Source organism: Enterobacter genomosp. O, assembly GCF_001022965.1.
In the GTDB taxonomy this organism is placed as follows: domain Bacteria; phylum Pseudomonadota; class Gammaproteobacteria; order Enterobacterales; family Enterobacteriaceae; genus Enterobacter; species Enterobacter cloacae_L.
The window spans coordinates 471457-489512 of record NZ_LECZ01000026.1; the positions used below are offsets into that span (position 1 = coordinate 471457).

General features: G+C 57.8%; 16 protein-coding genes and 1 other RNA gene. 5 read left to right on the plus strand and 12 right to left on the minus strand.

The features are described 5' to 3' along the window. Positions 1–10: 10 nt before the first annotated feature. Positions 11–406 carry a YraN family protein gene (locus ABR39_RS25700; protein ID WP_047347725.1) on the minus strand — a complete coding sequence of 132 codons (396 nt, stop codon included), beginning with the start codon at positions 404–406 and terminating at the stop codon, positions 11–13. Further along, positions 364–2508, minus strand: a complete 2145-nt coding sequence (locus tag ABR39_RS16070; RefSeq protein WP_047347726.1) for a penicillin-binding protein activator — start codon at positions 2506–2508, stop codon at positions 364–366. The genes ABR39_RS25700 and ABR39_RS16070 overlap by 43 nt, the downstream gene beginning before the upstream one ends. Positions 2509–2570: 62 nt before the next feature. Between ABR39_RS16070 and rsmI the strand changes: the two genes are divergently transcribed. Further along, a complete protein-coding gene (gene rsmI / locus ABR39_RS16075; protein WP_000809144.1) occupies positions 2571–3434 on the plus strand; it encodes a 16S rRNA (cytidine(1402)-2'-O)-methyltransferase in 864 nt (287 codons plus the stop codon). A 52-nt stretch (positions 3435–3486) separates the two neighbouring features. On the opposite strand, the gene ABR39_RS16080 is transcribed toward rsmI, so the two are convergent. The 9 genes from ABR39_RS16080 to kbaZ all read right to left on the minus strand — a co-directional run bounded on the left by ABR39_RS16080 (position 3487) and on the right by kbaZ (position 12715). After that, positions 3487–5376, minus strand: a complete 1890-nt coding sequence (locus tag ABR39_RS16080) for an enterotoxin (RefSeq protein ID WP_047347727.1) — start codon at positions 5374–5376, stop codon at positions 3487–3489. Between the two features lie 20 nt (positions 5377–5396). Beyond that, the gene (gene kbaY, locus ABR39_RS16085; RefSeq protein ID WP_047347728.1) at positions 5397–6269 is read right to left on the minus strand and encodes a tagatose-bisphosphate aldolase subunit KbaY; all 873 of its coding nucleotides are present in this window, start codon (positions 6267–6269) and stop codon (positions 5397–5399) included. A gap of 12 nt (positions 6270–6281) precedes the next feature. Next, the gene (locus ABR39_RS16090) at positions 6282–7430 is read right to left on the minus strand and encodes an SIS domain-containing protein (RefSeq protein ID WP_047347729.1); all 1149 of its coding nucleotides are present in this window, start codon (positions 7428–7430) and stop codon (positions 6282–6284) included. A 246-nt stretch (positions 7431–7676) separates the two neighbouring features. Further along, a complete protein-coding gene (gene nagA / locus ABR39_RS16095) occupies positions 7677–8810 on the minus strand; it encodes an N-acetylglucosamine-6-phosphate deacetylase (RefSeq protein ID WP_047347730.1) in 1134 nt (377 codons plus the stop codon). After that, the gene (gene agaF, locus ABR39_RS16100) at positions 8807–9241 is read right to left on the minus strand and encodes a PTS galactosamine/N-acetylgalactosamine transporter subunit IIA (RefSeq protein WP_047347731.1); all 435 of its coding nucleotides are present in this window, start codon (positions 9239–9241) and stop codon (positions 8807–8809) included. Before agaF ends, nagA begins: the two co-directional genes overlap by 4 nt. A gap of 16 nt (positions 9242–9257) precedes the next feature. Next, complete coding sequence (agaE, locus tag ABR39_RS16105) at positions 9258–10136, minus strand: PTS N-acetylgalactosamine transporter subunit IID (protein WP_047347732.1); 879 nt, start codon at positions 10134–10136, stop codon at positions 9258–9260. After that, positions 10126–10905, minus strand: coding sequence for a PTS N-acetylgalactosamine transporter subunit IIC (agaW, locus tag ABR39_RS16110; protein WP_047347733.1), 780 nt, complete (start codon positions 10903–10905; stop codon positions 10126–10128). Before agaW ends, agaE begins: the two co-directional genes overlap by 11 nt. A gap of 10 nt (positions 10906–10915) precedes the next feature. After that, positions 10916–11389, minus strand: a complete 474-nt coding sequence (gene agaV, locus ABR39_RS16115; RefSeq protein WP_047347734.1) for a PTS N-acetylgalactosamine transporter subunit IIB — start codon at positions 11387–11389, stop codon at positions 10916–10918. An 18-nt stretch (positions 11390–11407) separates the two neighbouring features. Further along, a complete protein-coding gene (gene kbaZ / locus ABR39_RS16120; RefSeq protein WP_047347735.1) occupies positions 11408–12715 on the minus strand; it encodes a tagatose-bisphosphate aldolase subunit KbaZ in 1308 nt (435 codons plus the stop codon). A gap of 239 nt (positions 12716–12954) precedes the next feature. Between kbaZ and ABR39_RS16125 the strand changes: the two genes are divergently transcribed. Continuing rightward, positions 12955–13764 (plus strand): DeoR family transcriptional regulator, encoded by an 810-nt coding sequence (locus ABR39_RS16125; RefSeq protein WP_047347736.1) that lies wholly within the window; start codon positions 12955–12957, stop codon positions 13762–13764. Between the two features lie 56 nt (positions 13765–13820). On the opposite strand, the gene garD is transcribed toward ABR39_RS16125, so the two are convergent. Further along, a complete protein-coding gene (garD, locus tag ABR39_RS16130; protein ID WP_047347737.1) occupies positions 13821–15392 on the minus strand; it encodes a galactarate dehydratase in 1572 nt (523 codons plus the stop codon). A gap of 374 nt (positions 15393–15766) precedes the next feature. Between garD and garL the strand changes: the two genes are divergently transcribed. From garL to rnpB, 3 genes are all read left to right on the plus strand, one after another. After that, positions 15767–16537, plus strand: coding sequence for a 2-dehydro-3-deoxyglucarate aldolase (gene garL / locus ABR39_RS16135; protein WP_047347738.1), 771 nt, complete (start codon positions 15767–15769; stop codon positions 16535–16537). Between the two features lie 20 nt (positions 16538–16557). Beyond that, on the plus strand, positions 16558–17448 hold the full coding sequence (garR, locus tag ABR39_RS16140) for a 2-hydroxy-3-oxopropionate reductase (protein WP_047347739.1): 891 nt from the start codon (positions 16558–16560) through the stop codon (positions 17446–17448). Between the two features lie 60 nt (positions 17449–17508). Next, positions 17509–17885: RNase P RNA component class A (gene rnpB, locus ABR39_RS24360), an RNA gene on the plus strand. Positions 17886–18056: the final 171 nt, after the last annotated feature.

Consider the following 18056-nt stretch of genomic DNA (forward strand, 5'->3'; position numbering starts at 1 on the left):
TAAATCTTAATTATGCGTCTTCGCCAAAAGCGTTTTTAAGCCATTCGATCTCATTTCCGGTGAAGGCTATCACATCGAACCGGCAATCCACAGTATCAAAACTCCCATTATGGCGGGCAAGCCACAAGTGGGCAGTCTGTAATAATTTATGTTGTTTGGCGAGCGTCACGCTGGCGGCAGCACCGCCAAAACGGGAGGACTGTCGAAAGCGGACTTCTACAAACACAATGACCTGACCGTCTTTCATGATCAGGTCAATTTCGCCGCCGCGCCCGCGGACGTTAGCGGCGATAAAGCGCAGTCCATTGCCTTCAAGCCAGCGACGCGCTTTTAACTCCCACGCGTCGCCGGTCTCTTTACGGCTTAACTGGCCGGGACGATCTGCCCCTGCTGGTATTTGAGCCATGATAACTTCCTGTTGATCACGCAGTCCTGAGTTGCGGTCAGATCGCCGGTGTTGCCGTTAAGCTCAAAGCCCGGCACCTGGCGCATCTGGGTAAAGTGGTTCGCCAGCGCCCACGCATCGACACCCATCGCATACAGACGCGCCAGAGAGTAATCGTTACGTACCGTGCTGAGCGCCTGCTGCATCAGCGCCGGATTGCTGCCCGCCAGCATAGGGATTTCACTGTACTGCAGGCCGTCCATTTCCAGACGGAAATCAGGACCCGCGGTGCCCTGCGCGCTGCGCGAGCTGGCGTAGAGCGTTGCGCCGCTCTGGCTGCCGTTACGCATCGCAATCATCGGTTTGATAAAGGCAATCTCCTGCGGTGTGGCAACGATATAGGCCGCATCCACTTTACCGCCACCGCTAATCTGCGCGTCGGTAGGTGGGGCAGGGATCGTCAGGCCGCCAATCGTCACGCCCTGCTGCTGCGGCAGGCTCGCGGTCACCGGGCTACCGTTAAGCGAGATACCCGCTCCGCCGTTTACGCCCGCGCGCAGTTCAGAGACGGAACCGAATTTCTGCTGCAGCACCACGCCGCCGCCCAGCTTCTGCCACTCATCGGCAAAGGCATTGGCCACGCGATCGCCCAGCGTGCTGCGTGGGATGAGCAGCAGCGGAGCCTGCTTACCCTGCTCGTGAATATGGCGCGCCGCATCGCGGGCCTCATCTTCAGGAGAAAGCGCGAAATAGCAAATATTGGCCCGGTTCTGAACCTGCTCAGGCTGGTTGAGCGCCAGCACGTTCAGCGTGGTGTTGCTCTTCATCAGCTCTTCCACGTTATTTTTCAGCAGCGGGCCGACAACGATGCTCGCTCCGTCCTGTTGAACCTGCGCCAGAACCTGGTCAAGCGGCTGCGAGCTGGTGTCATAGATTTTCAACTCAGCGCCCGGGTTGGCGCTGGTGGCTGCTACGGCCTGCGGCTGCGCGGCAGGTTGAGCAGGCTGCTGCTGAGTCTCCTGGGCCTGTGCGGCTGCGGCGTCAGGAGCAGGCGCTGCCTGTGTCTCAGCCGGAGCCTGCGTTGCAGGTGCTGCAGTAGCTGCAGGCGTCGTCGGGGCCGTCACCGGGTTTTGCATCGTGCCCTGCGCCGGGGTTTGCGCGGTGGTCAGGTCGCTGGTCTCCGCGGCGGAAGGGCTAACAACGTCATTCACGTTGGCCGCCTGGGCCGCCTGGGCGGGAACCGCGCTGCCCGTTACCGAGGTGGTGCCGTTTTTCGCCGCTTCAAAGCCCTGCTGAATGGTACGGCCAAACACTGCCGCCTGGCCGTTGAGCGGCAGAAGCAGGGCGATTTTGCTGGTGGACGCAGGCTTAAAGTTCTGCACGTTCACCAGCTGGGTTGGCAGCATTTTCGCGCCCGGGTTTTGCGGGTAGCGCGTCTGCCAGTCCGTAATACCGGCTTTCAACATCTTTGGATCGCTGCGGTTGTTAAACCACATCTGCTGCAGATCCAGCCAGCCCTGAAGAACGTTTTCATCCGCGTTAATGACCAGCGCCTGCGCCTGTTCCTGGGTCATAGAGGCAAGCGCTTGCCAGGTGGCATCAATATTTTTCTGCTTATCCGCGCCGCCGAGCAGTGGCTCTTGTGCGATGAGCGCCCGGAGCAGCGTCAGCGAAGGGCGCCCCTGTTCAGCGGTAATGCCCGCCTGCCAGAAGCGGGCCTGCTGATTTTTATCCAGCGCGCTCACGTCAATGTCACCGAGGGTCTTCTTCGCGGCGGCGTAATCTTTCAGTGCGACTTTCAGTTCGGCAGAGAGCAGGCTCTGTTCACGACGCTGGGTGTCGTTAAGATCTTTCGGCAACTGGTTAAACAGCTCGGCAGCCTGCTGGGTTTTACCCTCTTTCAGCAGTGCACGAATGGCGAGTAATTGCCAGTTGATCCTGGTATCATTTGAACTCTGCGACATTTGTTGCAGATAAAAGCCAGAATCAGCCTGAGCGGAACCCTGAAGATGGGCCGTGCTCTGGTCAGGTGCCTGGGTGCCACAGCCTGCAAAGATCAGGGCTGCCAGCAGAAGCGGCACGCTGCGCGTGGCTTTTTTTCGAAGAAACGTTAACGGTACCATACTGTATCCAGTGATTTTTTTTACGCAATGCTCAATATTAAATCGGCAATACGGACGAAACAATGAAACAACACGAAACGGCAGATAATTCTCAAGGCCAGCTTTATATTGTACCTACTCCTATCGGGAATTTATCTGATATTACCCAACGTGCGCTCACCGTATTGCAAGCTGTTGATTTAATTGCCGCCGAAGATACCCGACACACCGGATTACTGCTGCAGCATTTCGCGATTAACGCCCGTTTGTTCGCCCTGCACGATCACAATGAGCAACAAAAAGCCGAAACGCTGGTGGCGAAGCTGAAGGAGGGGCAGAACATTGCGCTGGTCTCCGATGCCGGTACGCCGCTGATTAACGATCCTGGCTACCATCTGGTGCGTACTTGTCGCGAAGCCGGTATCCGCGTTGTGCCGCTGCCGGGGCCGTGCGCCGCCATTGCCGCGCTGAGCGCCGCGGGTCTGCCGTCCGACCGATTCTGCTATGAAGGCTTCCTCCCGGCCAAATCCAAAGGCCGCCGCGACGTGTTAAAGGATCTGGAAGCGGAGCCGCGCACCCTGATTTTCTACGAATCCACGCATCGCCTGCTCGAGAGCCTGGAAGACATGGTCACCGTCTGGGGAGAAGGCCGCTATGTGGTGCTGGCGCGCGAGCTGACCAAAACCTGGGAGACCATTCACGGCGCACCGGTGGGCGAACTGCTGGCGTGGGTGAAGGAAGACGAAAATCGCCGCAAGGGTGAAATGGTGCTGATCGTCGAAGGGCATAAAGCGCAAGAAGACGCGCTCCCTGCCGACGCGCTGCGCACGCTGGCGCTGCTGCAGGCAGAGCTGCCGCTTAAGAAAGCGGCTGCACTGGCGGCAGAGATCCACGGTGTGAAAAAGAATGCGCTCTATAAGTATGCGCTGGAGCAGCAGGGGGAGTAATCCCCTGCGTGTTTTTTTGCCGGGTGACGGCTGCGCCTTACCCGGCCTACGGTTAGTTAACAGGCATCGCCTCAAACACCAGCGTTTCCAGCGGTTTCAGGGTAATCACCACCGCGTTTGTATACTCCTCCGGTACGCTATCGTTATTGCCGTACACCGCTTTCAAACCAAATTGCGTCGTGCCGTCTGTCGGGATCTCAAAGTCTCTTGCCAGATCCAGATAGTAGCTTTGTGGCTTATCCGACGGGTTACGCAAGCCGATAATCGCTTTGTCCTTGCTCCAGGATGCCCAGCCGTAAACCTGCAATGCCGTCGGGTCACCGCCAATCCAGTGGGTATCCACCAGCACGCTGGCGTTATCACGGGACCACTTCGCGGCCTGCGCCAGGACATCCCACTTCGCCTTGTTGAGCATTGAAGGGGTGATATACAGCTCCTGCAACTGGGTGCCGATGGCGAAGTAGCTCCAGACCTGGTCGGCAAAATCGCTGTCCGTTTGCACCTTCTCCAGACCGTAATACGCGTTCTCCGCGCTGACGATCCCGTGATACATCAGCGAGTTCAGCGGGAAAAGCGGACCTTTACGCACAATGGAGCGATACGTTTCCGCATCGCGGTAGGTCATCCACTGCTGCACCGGCGTGCCGGGGCCGTACAGGTTGATATCATCTCCCTGACGCCAAATGGAATCGGCGTAGAACAGCCAGGATGGGCTGGCGTTAGTACCGGTCGTCAGGTTAATAAACAGATTCGGATTGGCGCTGCGCATGTTATGCAGCAGAGCAATAGAGGCGTCAAAATCCGAGGCGAACGGGCTGCCCTTAATATGCGAATTGGCATTGCCCATCCCGTCGAGCTTGAACGAGGTAATGTGCTCGTTTTTGATAAGCTTAACGATCTGCTCATTAAAGTTTTTAAAGTAGTTTGGGCCTGACAGCGCCAGCTTCCCGTCTACCGTTTCGAAACCGTACTCTTTTGCATGCGAGACGCGCGTATCGCGCGGTTTGTTATATCCGCCCCACGGCGAGAGCCAGAGGCCGACGGAGCTGTGCAGGCTGTCAGCTTTCTCCCGTACCTTGCCAAAACCCTTGCTGAAAGCCGGACCAAACAGCCAGCGCCCGGTGAGGTCATCCCAGCCATCGTCAAGCAGGAACGCATCCAGCGCCACGCCGCGCCCGGTGATAAATTCCTTGTTCCATTCATCCATCCGCCCCAGCACGTCCTGCTCGGAGTACGGGGTAAAGAAGCCGATATCCATCCAGCTGTTGTAGTGTAAATAAGGCTTATACGGACGCGGACGGACGGCATCAATAAACTGGTTTACGCTACGACGCAGCTGGCTGGTCTCCGGGAAGGTACCAAAGTACGTGGTGTAGCTGACCGGGGTTGCGGGCTGAATAGGGGTTTTCAGCTCCACGTTGAGGTTGGTCGTCGCTTCATAGGCGTAAGTGTTAACGATGGGCTTATCCGGCAGAATAAAAAACGAGTCTGCGACGATCGGCGAGCTGTTAATTGCCCCGTCTACGTAAGGTGCCTGAGCCTGCTTTTTGGTCGGGAAGAAGGTGATTTTCGCCACGTCCCGGGGCTGACCAACGGCGGCTATGGTGTAGTCGATGCTGGCGTATTTGCCCTTCACCAGGTTCAGCTTCACCGTCACGTTAAATTCCGGATGGGTGAAATCAACGACAATCCCGCTGTCCTGCTTTTCGACATGCTTGATTTTAAAATCTGCGGTGTGGATTTTAGTCTCGTCCGGCAGCGTCAGAAAGAACAGCTCCTGCGGCGTGAGCGGATGGTTAGCTTTGCTGTCCTTAACGACAACCGTTGAGTTTGCATCATCAAATGACAGCGCAATATTGTCGTTATTGAGCGTGTAGTTCGCGGCCACCGCGCTATGGGAAACGCACAGGGCCAGCACAGAGAGTGCGAGGATTTTTTTCATCAGCGTAAGCTCCTTTTTAATCAGGCTTCTGCCGGAAGCAGCAATCGGTTTGCCGAGCCGCAAACGGAAATTTTGCTTCTGACCACCTCTTTCATGGCGTCCATACCGACCCGCATATAGAAGCGCGGATCGTTACCCTGTGGGTTTTCAGCAAACCAGGCTTTCACCGCGTCAGAGAAGGCGATTTTCAGCTCGGTAGCCACGTTGACTTTGCACACGCCCAGCGCGATGGTGCGGCGAACATCTTCATCCGGCACATCGCTCGCGCCATGCAGCACCAGCGGCACGGTGACCACGTCGCGGATCTCGGCCAGCCGCTGGAAGTCGATTTTCGGGCGTTTGGTATACAGGCCGTGTGCGGTACCGATGGCTACGGCGAGGCTATCGACGCCGGTCAGTTCGACAAAGCGTTTCGCTTCCTGCGGGTCGGTGAGAAACGCGCTTTCGGCGTCGACGCTCATGTCATCTTCCACGCCGCCCAGTCGGCCCAGCTCGGCCTCGACGCTACAGTCGTTGAGGTGGCAAAAATCGACCACCGACTTCACCAGCTTCACGTTTTGCTCGAACGGATAGTGGCTGCCGTCGATCATCGCGCTACGCACGCCAGCGTTGACCTTGCGACGAATATCGTCGAGGGATTCGTGGTGATCGAGATGCAGCGCCAGCGGCATGTCGTAGGTTAGCGAGTAGGCGCTGCACAGGGCGTAGATCTCTTCCAGCGCAATGTGCTTAAACGTGCCCGGCGTGCCTGCGAGGATCACCGGCGATCGCATTTCGCTACACACTTCGAGGATCGCCTGGATCGTCTCAGCGTTGTGGATGTTGAACGCCGGCACCGCGTAGCCTTTTGCCTGCGCGTCCTGCAGAAGATATTTCGTTGAGATAATGCTCATAGTGAGATCCTCTTAAGCCTGCCACGGATGAATAACAACGCCCTGCACCACGCGGTTGACCGTGCCGCTGGCAGATGGCGTATCGGGCGTATTGCCCACGCTGAGGGACTGGGACAGCGCAAAGACCTGGGCGTACATCAGGAAGCAGAACGCCTGTTCCATATCGATAAACGGGCGGGAAGGCGGCAGCAGGATGTGCGGACCCGCTTCAATAACCGGATCGTTTTCAGCGGCGATGGCGACGACGCGCAGAGCCTGGCGTTCGCGGCGCAGTTCGGCCAGCAGATCGAGATCGTACTGACGCGTATACGGATGGCTGGAGACAAACACCACTACCAGCGTTTCACTATCAACCAGTGATTTAGGCCCGTGACGAAAGCCCGTAGGGGACTCGTAGAACGCCGCCAGCTTGCCCGCCGTCAGCTCCAGCACCTTCAGCGCCGATTCACGCGCCGCGCCCTGCAGGCCACCGCTTCCCAGGTAGACGATCCTTTTCCACGGTTCGTTGCCAAAGACCCCGTGGCGGAAATCGCCGAGTGAGGTAAGGATCGCCTGGCAGCGATCGGCCACGTCGCGGAAGGTGCGGCTGCCGATCGTTTCCGGGGCGAATACCGCCAGGCAGCTCGCCATCATGGTGGTAATACTGCTGGTCATCGCGAAGCCGCGATCGTGCGTTTCGGCAGGCATCAGCAGGGCATAGGCGTTATCGCTGTCGACGGCGTTCTGATACAGGCTGCCCGCCTCGTTACAGGTGATCGACAGGTGGTAGCACTCCGGCACGAACTGATTGGCCAGCTCTACCGCAGCCACGCTTTCCGGGCTGTTACCGGAGCGGGCAAACGAAACCAGCAGCAGCGGATGTGCCGGGCTGAAGTAATCCATCGGGTTCGTGACCAGATCGGTGGTCGGTACGGCGGAGATGTTTTTCCCGGTGTGGCTCGCAAGCCATGGCGCAATGATATCGCCAATAAACGCGGACGTGCCCGCGCCGGTCAGGACGATCCGCAGATCGCGCTTGCGCAGCAGCGGCGTCAGGAAACCGTCAATCGAGGAACGCAGATTATCGATGTTGTTGAGCGAGCGGATCCAGCTGGCAGGCTGCTGGCGGATCTCTTCTTCGGTCCAGGTGCCGGTTGTGGCGGCGGGGGTGATTTGTGGCATAACTCAGTCCTTAGTCGTGTGAATTCCACATCAGACGCTGGCAAACGTGTCGCTATCTTTCGTTTCGTTTCACTTGTTAACTTAAGCAGTTAAATAAAATCTATAGAAAAGAAATCGAAAGTTCAATGAAAGAAAAGAAATAAAACGAAAAGTGTGATCGTGAAAGAAAAGGGCAAATTTAAGGAAAGGAAAAGAAAGGCCTTACGGTTTCAGGCCGTAAAGCCAAAACGAGACACAATGAAAGGGCTAAAGGGGGAGAGCCTGGCCCTGAATCCAGATCTGCTGAAGGTGTAAACCACCGTCCAGCGCAATCATATTGGCGCGTTTTCCCGGCGTTAAGGATCCGAGCTGACGATCGATGCCCAGCAGGCGGGCAGGGTGCAGCGAGGCCATATGAATAGCGTCTTCAGCGGCGACGCCCGCGTGCTCCACTATATTCCTGACTGCGGCATCCAGCGACAGCGTGCTGCCCGCCAGTCCGCCGGAGGCGGTTTTCACCACGCCGTGGTGCATCGTGACCTCTTCGCCGCAGAGCGTATAGCGCCCATCCGGCATACCTGCCGCCTGCATGGCATCGGTAATCAGCACCACCCTCTCTTTCGCACAGCAGCTGCATAAGCGCAGGGCTCCCGGGTGAACATGGTGGCCGTCGGCGATAAGCTCCAGCCACGCTCGCTTGTCCGTCAGCCCCGCGCCGACCATGCCGGGCCCTCTGTGATGCAGCCCCGTCATGCCGTTGTAGCAGTGCACCAGCCCGTCCGCGCCGGCGTCAAAGGCGGCGAGGGTTTGCTCGTAGGTGGCGGCACTGTGCCCCAGCATCACGCGTAAACCCCGCTGCTTCAGATGGCGGATCGCTCGTAACGCACCGGGTTTTTCCGGTGCCAGCGCCACCACCTTCAGCGTGTTGTGCGAAAGCGTAATTAGCTCGTCCAGCTCGGCGATATCCAGCTCCCGAAACAGCGCCGGCGGGTGCGCCCCTTTGTTCTGCGGGGTAAAGTACGGCCCTTCCAGATAGCTGCCCAGAATCTGCGCGCCGGGGCCGCCCGACCGACAGCGTCGGGCGATTCGCGTGAGGGCGCCGTGAATGAGCTCCAGCGGTGCGGTGACGGTAGTGGGCAAAAATGCCCCCACTCCTTCACGCGCTTTATGGATGGCTAAAGCGTCCAGCGCATCGGGTGCGTCATCCATCACGTCCACACCCATGCCACCATGCACGTGAATATCTATGTATGCCGGGCAGAGCTTATCGGCATCGCGGGCGTGAACGCCCGTGGGGATGGGCTCAATCGCCGCGATAACGCCGTTCTCGATACGAAGCTGGTGGTCATCCAGCCAGCCCTGTTCGGTGAGCACCCGTCGCGCGCGCAGCAGCTGGCTCATATCCCTTCCTCAGCGGGCGCTTCCTCGCGGCAGCGCCCAAGCTCGTCCACCAGGCTCGTCAGGCCGCGGTGTCCGCACTCCAGCGCCTGCAGACGAAACGCTTCGCTGGTTAATCCGTCGCGCTCCAGCACCATCTCCAGCAGGAGCTGCAGGTTGGTGCCGGTGATGACTTCGCTGCCCGGTCTTTGCATCGCGAGCGTTGAGGCCACGCGAAACGGCGTGCCGCCCAGCAAATCAGTGAGAAACACAATATCGTGCCGGGCGTCGAGTTCGCTCACCGCCTGCTCAAGCTGAGCGGTCAGCCGCGCCGTGGTGGATGTTTCTGGAAAATCGATGGCGATAAACTGCGGCTGCTCGCCGAGGATCTGCTTCATCGCCTGCTCAAGCCCGCTGGCAAAACCGCCGTGACCCGTCAAAATAATGCCTAACATCGCTACCTCTTTGCTTTTACAGGAAGTGACAGAATTTACCGACAACGCCCAGCACCACGGTGATACCAATCAGCCGCAGCGGGCTCCAGCCATGGCGCACCAGCCAGAACATGGTCAGGGTGTAGACCAGCGGCAGAAACGCGGGCATCAGCTTGTCTATAACGTCGGCCTGAAGCTTGACGACCGCATCCCCGGCTTTGATTTCGAGCGTGGTGTTGAGGCGGACATAGGTTGCCACCAGCGCGCCGATCACCGTCATCCCGACGATGGAGGCCGCATGGCCGACCTTTTTGGTGTTGGCCTTGATCAGCGGAATGGCCGCAACGCCCATCCGGTAAGCGTAGTGCGCCAGACCAAAACGCAGGCCGAGGTGCACAACGTTAAACAGTACGATAAAGACCACTGCGCCCAGAATCGATCCCTGCAGTGCCAGGCTGGCACCAATGCCGCCGCAGATGGGCAGAAGGGTAAGCCAGAACATGGCGTCACCAATGCCGCCGAGCGGTGCACCGACGGCAATTTTGGTGCTCTGGATGCTGTTCACATCCTGTTTGGAGCGCTCCATCGCCAGAATAATGCCGATAACAAAGGTCACGAGAAACGGGTGGGTATTAAAGAAACCCATATGGCCTTTCATGGCCCGCGCCAGGTCCCGCTTGTTGGTGTGGATCTTTTTCAGCGCAGGCAGCAACCCGTACAGCCAGCCGGAGGCCTGCATACGTTCATAGTTGAACGAGGCCTGCAGCAGCATTGAACGCCAGGCGACGCGGTTAATATCCTTTTTCGTCAGTTCGGCACCGATGCTTTGGTCTTCGTAGACGTTTTCGTTGACGCCGGTCAGCAGGGTCTCTTCAGTTTCAGACACGCCCGGTAACGTTGTTTGATTAGATGCCATCTTCGAATTCCTCTTTCTGGGCCGCTGGAGCCGCCGGTTCAGGTGATTTACGCATCAGGTCGATCAGCGCCATGGCCAGCGCGGCGGCCGCAATCGCCAGGACCGGAAGCTTGAGCCAGGCCGCGGCGACAAAGCCGATAATGAAGTAGGGGATGTAGACGTTTTTCATCATGATCTTCAGCAGTACGGCGAAGCCGATAGCTGGCATGATGCCGCCTGCGACGCCGAGGCCGTCAATCAGACGAGCCGGCAGAACGTCAATGGCGGTTTTCGCATGTTCCGCACCGAAATAGATGGGCAGAAACGCGCACAAGAAATAGAAGATGCCGAGCGCCAGCAGGGCCAGATAGTTAACCCGTTCAATGCCGTTGGTATCAGCATTGGCCGCCATGCGATCGCAGCGGGACATCACGCCGGACATCACCGAGAAGAGGAACGTAATCCCCATCTGTACCGCAACAGCAAACGGCACGGCGACGCCAACGGCAACTTCCGGCTTCACGCCTGTGCTAATAGCAAATGCGGTACCCACAATCGTGCCGATAATGACGTTTGGCGGTTGTGCGCCCGCGAGCGGCGCCAGGCCCATCCAGACCAGCTCTAACGTCCCGCCGGTCAAAATCCCGGTGTGCAGATCGCCAAGGATCAGGCCAACCAGCGGCCCGAGAACGACCGGGCGGTGCATGTGCGTTAACCCGTTAAACATATCCAGACCCGCGATAAAGGCGAGAAGCCCCAGCGCGAATGCCTGCAACAGACTGATTTCCATTGTGAATCCCTCAGAGCAGTTTAAAGAGATCCAAAGCAGTTTCTGTCGGAACGCCCTGAACAAAGCATTCCACCCCGGCCGTTTTCAGGCCGTTGAACGCGGCGATATCGTTCGCGTCGACGGAGACCGTTTTGGCAATTTGTTGTTTGCCACTGGCGTAGTGCATGTTTCCTACGTTGATACGGGTGATGGGCACGCCGCCCTCAACCAGCTTCAGAAAATCGGCAGGAGATTTACAGACCAGCAGGATTTTCTGACGGTCAGCGGCGCGATGAATGTTGTCGATCACTTTTTGTAATGACCAGAACCGCACGGCGATCCCTTCCGCGAGCACCATTTCCATCAGGTTCTGTTGAACAGGATCCTCAGCCACCTCATCGTTGGCGACCAGAACCAGGTTTGCCCCCGCAAACCCTACCCACTGCACGCCCACCTGACCGTGGATCAGGCGTTCATCAATGCGGCATAAGACAATGTTTGGCATAGTGCTTTCCTCTTTTTATTATGCGTTTTGCGTCGTTACGCCTTCGCAGGCGGCGTGGTATTGCTGGAGTATGTCCTGAATGTGGTCGAGGATGAGTTCCCGAGGCGTCGACTTGAGAGCGCCCTCGCGAACTTTGCTGTACTGCAGCGGCAGGTACTGGCTGATCAGCGGCAATGGAATGGGGTCGTTTGCCAGGTTGCGCACCAGCCGCGCGAAGGCTTCGTCGATCTGGCTGTCTGGCCAGTAATAACGCACGCGGTCAGAGTAGCTGTAGCCGCGCGCCAGGCGACGCGCGTTGCCGTCACCGTGGTAATGGCTTTGCCAGTACTCCGGTCGGTCGAGCATCACGTTTTCCAGCACGTGGCGCAGGCCAGAACTGGCCTTCGCTGGCAGCAGCTCCTCTTCAATGGCGGCCAGTGAGAAGAGGGCTTCGCGCAGGGCAAAGGTCAGGGCCGGACCGACTTTTAAGATGGCGAAGTGATCTTTTACCAGCTGGCGCAGCGCCTGCGGCGTCTGGTAGTCAGTGGAGTGCGCTTCAAAAACCAGCGTATCGTAGGCTTCCACCATTTCGCTCAGAGCGATGGCTTTTTCCGGCCGGTAGTCGCAGACGTGTGCGTGGTCGAACTCCACGCCGGGCTGTACCACCAGGCCGATAATGCGCGACCAGATGTCGCTTAATCCTTCCTTTTCGAACGCGTGACGATGCGCTTCAAGCGTCGCGCGCGCCGCGTCTGGTGTGGTGACCTCAAGCTCGGTGAGCGTGTCGTGCGCGCCACCGGGCACCGGAACTTCCGTGCCGATAACGTAGACCAGATCGGATTCACCAAACTGTTCCCGGCAGGTCGCTTCGGCAATTTTCGCCAGACGCGCGGCGCGTTCGGCGACGATCTCGTCGGTCAGGGGAACCGGATCGTCCTCGCAGGACATGCTGCAGTCGAGGTGGATCTTTTTGAACCCGGCCGCGACATAGCTTTTAATGAGATCGTCGGCATTGGCCATAGCTTCCCGCGAGGGCAGGTGTTGCCAGCGGTTTGGCCCTAAGTGATCGCCGCCGAGGATCAGCCGTGACGCCGGGAATCCAAGAGAGTCTGCCAGCCTGCAGACGAACCCGTAAAAGTCGGCGGGCGTCATGCCGGTGTAGCCGCCAAACTGATCGACCTGGTTAGAGGTTGCCTCAATCAGCAGCGGCGTCTGCTGCGAATGGGCGTAACGAATTGCGGCTTCAAGTACCAGCGGATGTGCGGAGCAGACGGCATAAATTCCGTTTGTCTTCCCCCGTTTATGCTGCTCCACCATTTCTGTCAGATGTTTCACTTTCCTCTCCATGTCGGATGGTAATGATACTTATCTTTCGTTTTGTTTCATTTAATCCTGCATCATGGTGATATAAAAATAAAACGAAAGATAATAGTTTTCCGATCTGTTTCACAAAAGAAACATAATGAAAGGTTTCAGCGCAGGTTAAGCGAATGTCAGGCGGGGTTTCAGGGCTTGCATTCCCCCAAAAGAAAGGCGTTAATAGGCAAAACGAAATAAAACGAAAGTGTTTTTACTAAGGAGCTCGCATGGGCAGCACCGATCCATCCGCAGAAAAGCGCATCACCGGCACCAGCGAAAGGCGAGAGCAGATCATTCAGCGGCTGCGGGCGCAGGGAAGCGTACAGGTTAACGATCTTTCTCATTTATATGGCGTATCAACGGTAACGATCCGCAACGATCTGGCATTCCTGGAAAAACAGGGCATCGCCGTGCGCGCTTACGGTGGTGCGCTCATCTGTGAGGGCAATACGCCGGGCGCTGAGCCTTCAGTGGAAGACAAAAGCTCGCTCAACACGGCGGTGAAGCGCAGCATCGCGCAGGCCGCTGCCGCGCTGGTGAAGCCCGGACACCGCATTATTCTGGACTCCGGTACCACGACGTTTGAAATTGCCCGCATGCTGCGTCAGCACACGGATGTCATTGCCATGACCAATGGGATGAACGTGGCGAATGCGCTGCTGGAGGCGGAAGGCGTTGAGCTGCTGATGACAGGCGGGCACTTGCGTCGCCAGTCGCAATCCTTCTACGGCGACCAGGCGGAGCAGTCCTTACAGAATTATCACTTCGATCTGCTGTTCCTGGGCGTTGACGCCATCGATCTCGATCGCGGCGTGAGCACGCATAACGAAGACGAGGCCCGCCTGAACCGCCGGATGTGTGAGGTTGCTGAGCGTATTATCGTCGTGACCGACTCCAGCAAGTTTGACCGCTCAAGCCTGCATAAAATCATTGATATGCAGCGGATTGACATGATTATCGTCGACGAGGGGATCCCGGCGGAGAGTCTGGACGGGTTGCGTAAAAGCGGGATCGAAGTGGTGTTGGTGAAGGGGTAGTTTCTCTCCTCACCCTAACCCTCTCCCCTATGGGGAGAGGGCAGGGTGAGGGGCAATTACGTCACCGGCGCCGGATTAAACACCGCCAGCTGGTTATGCAGCCCCCATTGATCAGAGAAGGTTTTCTTCCGCCCGCTCGCCACGTCCAGAATGAAGTGGAACAGCTTCCAGCCTACCTCTTCAATACTCTCTTCCCCGGTGGCGATGGTGCCCGCGTTGATATCCATTAAGTCATACCAGCGGTTTGCCAGCTCGGTGCGCGTCGCCATTTTAATTACCGGCACCGCCATCAGGCCGTACGGCGTACCGCGCCCGGTGGTGAAGATCTGCACCGTAATGCCGGATGCGACCTGCTGCGTGCCGCAGACGAAATCGCTGGCCGGCGTTGCCGCGTAGATCAGGCCGCGCTTCGTCGGGCGCTGGCCCGGAGAGAGCACTTCAGCAATAGCGCTCTGGCCGGATTTGGCAATAGATCCGAGAGCTTTTTCCACCACGTTTGCCAGTCCTCCCTTTTTATTCCCCGGAGAGGGGTTGGCGCTGCGGTCGGTTTTGCCCATGTCGAGATAGTTGTCGTACCAGGCCATCTCCTCAAGCAGGCGCTTGCCGACCTCTTCGTTGACGGCGCGCGGCGTAAGCAAATGGATGGCGTCACGAACTTCGGTCACTTCGGAGAACATTACCGTGGCGCCGCAGCGAACAAGCAGATCGGACGCATAGCCCACCGCCGGGTTGGCCGTCACGCCGGAGAATGCATCGCTGCCGCCGCACTGGGTGCCCACCACCAGTTCCGAGGCCGGACACGTTTCGCGCTGGCGGCGGTTGAGTTTATCCAGATGGCGCTCCGCGACCTGCAGAATATCGTCGACCATTGAACGAAAACCGACGTGGCGTTCGTCCTGCAGGCGCACAATGCTGGCCTCGTCTGCCGGGATGGCTTTGACATCTTCCGTGCCCTGCAGCAGACGCTCGGGCTGGAGCTTTTCGCAACCCAGACCGATCACCATCACCTCGCCGCCGAAGTTCGGGTTGAGGGCGATGTTGTGGATGGTCCGGATGGGCACGACCGCTGCCGGCGCGTTAATCGCCACGCCGCAGCCGTAAAGGTGGTTAAGACCGACCACGCCGTCCACGTTCGGGTATTTTGGCAGCAGATCGCGCTCGATGATTTTCACCACGTAATCCACTACGCCCGCCACGCAGTGCACGCTGGTGGTAATGCCGAGCAGGTTTTTAGTGCCGACGCTGCCATCCGCATTGCGATAGCCTTCAAAGGTATAGCCTTCCAGCGGAGGAAGCGGTTCCGGCACGCGGGTTGCCAGGGGCAGCGTATTGAGCGGCGGTGCTTTTGGCAGCTCAACCAGCGACTCCTCAATCCAGCTACCCTGCGGAATGAAGCGGACGGCATAGCCGATGACTTCGCCGTAGCGCACGATTTCGCTTTGAGCAGGAATGTCCACCAGGGCGACTTTATGTCCCTGCGGAATATGCTCAGTCAGCTCCAGCCCGTCCGGGAAGCGGGTGCCTGCTTTTAAGCCATTGTCGTTGACAATAATCGCCACGTTATCGGTGTCATGCACTTTTATATAGAACGCCGTCGGCGATGCGTGTCGAATTTCAATGTCGGCCATTGTTCACTATTCTCCAGCAAAGTGTCTGATAATAAATTCAGCCAATTTTCTAATGGTAGAAATAAATATGCGGCTTTCAGAAATAAAGCATGTCAGCAGATGGGATATGAAAATGTGATCCCGATCGCTCCCGAACCAGTAATGCCTGATTCTGTGCATTAGCGCCCAGTGCTTTGTGCATATGCTCAAAATATTATCAAAATGCACCGGAATGCTTGAGCATTAAAACAATGTGCAGTGGTGGATAGCGTCTTATACTGAATGACGATTTTATAACGCCAAACCAGCTCAGAATAATAAATATAACCCTGTCGCTGCGTCTGAATAAATAAAATGATATTGAACAAGGCTGCGGAATTAAAAAGGTAAACGCGATGAATAACGATATCTTCCCGAATAAGTTTAAAGCGGCCCTCGCGGCGCACCAGATTCAGATTGGCTGCTGGTCCGCGCTGGCCAACCCCATTAGCACGGAAGTGCTGGGTCTGGCCGGTTTCGACTGGCTGGTGCTGGACGGCGAACATGCCCCGAATGATATCAGCACCTTTATTCCGCAGCTGATGGCGCTGAAAGGCAGCCGCAGCGCACCGGTGGTCCGCGTTCCCACAAACGAGCCGGTGATCGTTAAGCGCTTGTTGGATATCGGTTTCTACAATTTCCTGATCCCGTTTGTGGAAACGGCAGAGCAGGCAGCGCTGGCCGTGGCCTCCACGCGCTATCCGCCGGAAGGGATCCGCGGCGTCTCCGTTTCACACCGCGCCAACATGTTTGGCACCGTACCGGACTACTTCGCCCAGTCCAACAGCAACATCACCATCCTGGTCCAGATCGAGAGCCAGCAGGGCGTCGATAACGTCGATGCGATTGCCGGCACCGAGGGCGTGGATGGCATCTTCGTTGGCCCAAGCGATCTGGCTGCCGCGTTCGGACACCTGGGGAATGCCGGTCATCCGGACGTACAGCGTGCCATTCAGCACATCTTTGCCCGCGCCAAAGCGCACGGTAAACCGTGCGGCATTCTGGCACCGGTTGAGGCGGATGCCCGCCGCTATCTGGAGTGGGGAGCCACGTTTGTTGCCGTCGGCAGCGATCTCGGCGTATTTCGCTCGGCCACGCAGAAATTAGCGGACGCTTTTAAAAAATAACCATCATTGAGGAAAAAACTATGACGCTGAAAGTGGGTTTTATTGGCCTGGGGATCATGGGTAAACCAATGAGTAAGAACCTCATCAAAGCAGGTTACTCACTGGTGGTATCCGATCATAATCCGCAGGCCGTGGCTGAGGTGATGGCGGCTGGCGCAGAAACGGCCACCACCGCGAAAGCCATTGCTGAGCAGTGCGATGTCATCATCACCATGCTGCCAAACTCACCGCATGTTAAAGAGGTTGCGCTGGGTGAGAACGGCATTATCGACGGTGCGAAGCCTGGCCTGGTGCTGATCGATATGAGCTCTATCGCGCCGCTCGCAAGCCGTGAAATCAGCGAGGCGTTAAAAGCGAAGGGCGTCGATATGCTGGATGCGCCGGTCAGCGGCGGTGAGCCGAAAGCGATCGACGGCACGCTGTCGGTCATGGTCGGCGGCGACAAGGCCATTTTCGACAAATACTACGATCTGATGAAAGCGATGGCGGGCTCGGTGGTGCATACCGGGGACATCGGTGCCGGTAACGTCACCAAGCTGGCAAACCAGGTGATTGTGGCGCTAAACATTGCCGCCATGTCGGAAGCGCTGACGCTGGCTACCAAAGCGGGCGTCAACCCGGACCTGGTCTATCAGGCGATTCGCGGTGGTCTGGCGGGCAGCACCGTGCTGGATGCCAAAGCGCCGATGGTCATGGACAGAAATTTCAAACCCGGCTTTCGCATCGACCTGCATATTAAAGACCTGGTCAACGCGCTGGATACCTCTCACGGCGTGGGAGCACAGCTGCCGCTAACCGCAGCGGTTATGGAGATGATGCAGGCGCTGCGCGCGGATGGCCTGGGCACGGCCGACCACAGCGCGATTGCATGCTACTACGAAAAGCTGGCGAAGGTGGAAGTCGCGCGTTAATCGCGTCTTGCCTCACGCCTGAGGGTGACAGCGGCGCGCAAACCCTCTATACTTCGCGCCGAAGCTGACCAGACAGTCGCCGCTTCGTCGTCGTCCCCTTCGGGGGAGACGGGCGGAGGGGAGGAAAGTCCGGGCTCCATAGGGCAGGGTGCCAGGTAACGCCTGGGGGGGAAACCCACGACCAGTGCAACAGAGAGCAAACCGCCGATGGCCCGCGCAAGCGGGATCAGGTAAGGGTGAAAGGGTGCGGTAAGAGCGCACCGCGCGGCTGGTAACAGTCCGTGGCACGGTAAACTCCACCCGGAGCAAGGCCAAATAGGGGTTCACAAGGTACGGCCCGTACTGAACCCGGGTAGGCTGCTTGAGCCAGTGAGCGATTGCTGGCCTAGATGAATGACTGTCCACGACAGAACCCGGCTTATCGGTCAGCTTCAACTTCTTAAAAAACCCCGCTTCGGCGGGGTTTTTGCGTTCAGGGGCTTGCAGGCCGGGTAAGCGCAGCGTCACCCGGCAATCGCCTGAGCGACATCAATTCTCATATTTGCGACATTAAGCACATTTCACTGCTTTTGTCCCTTCATCGTCTATACAGCATCTGCGTACGATCG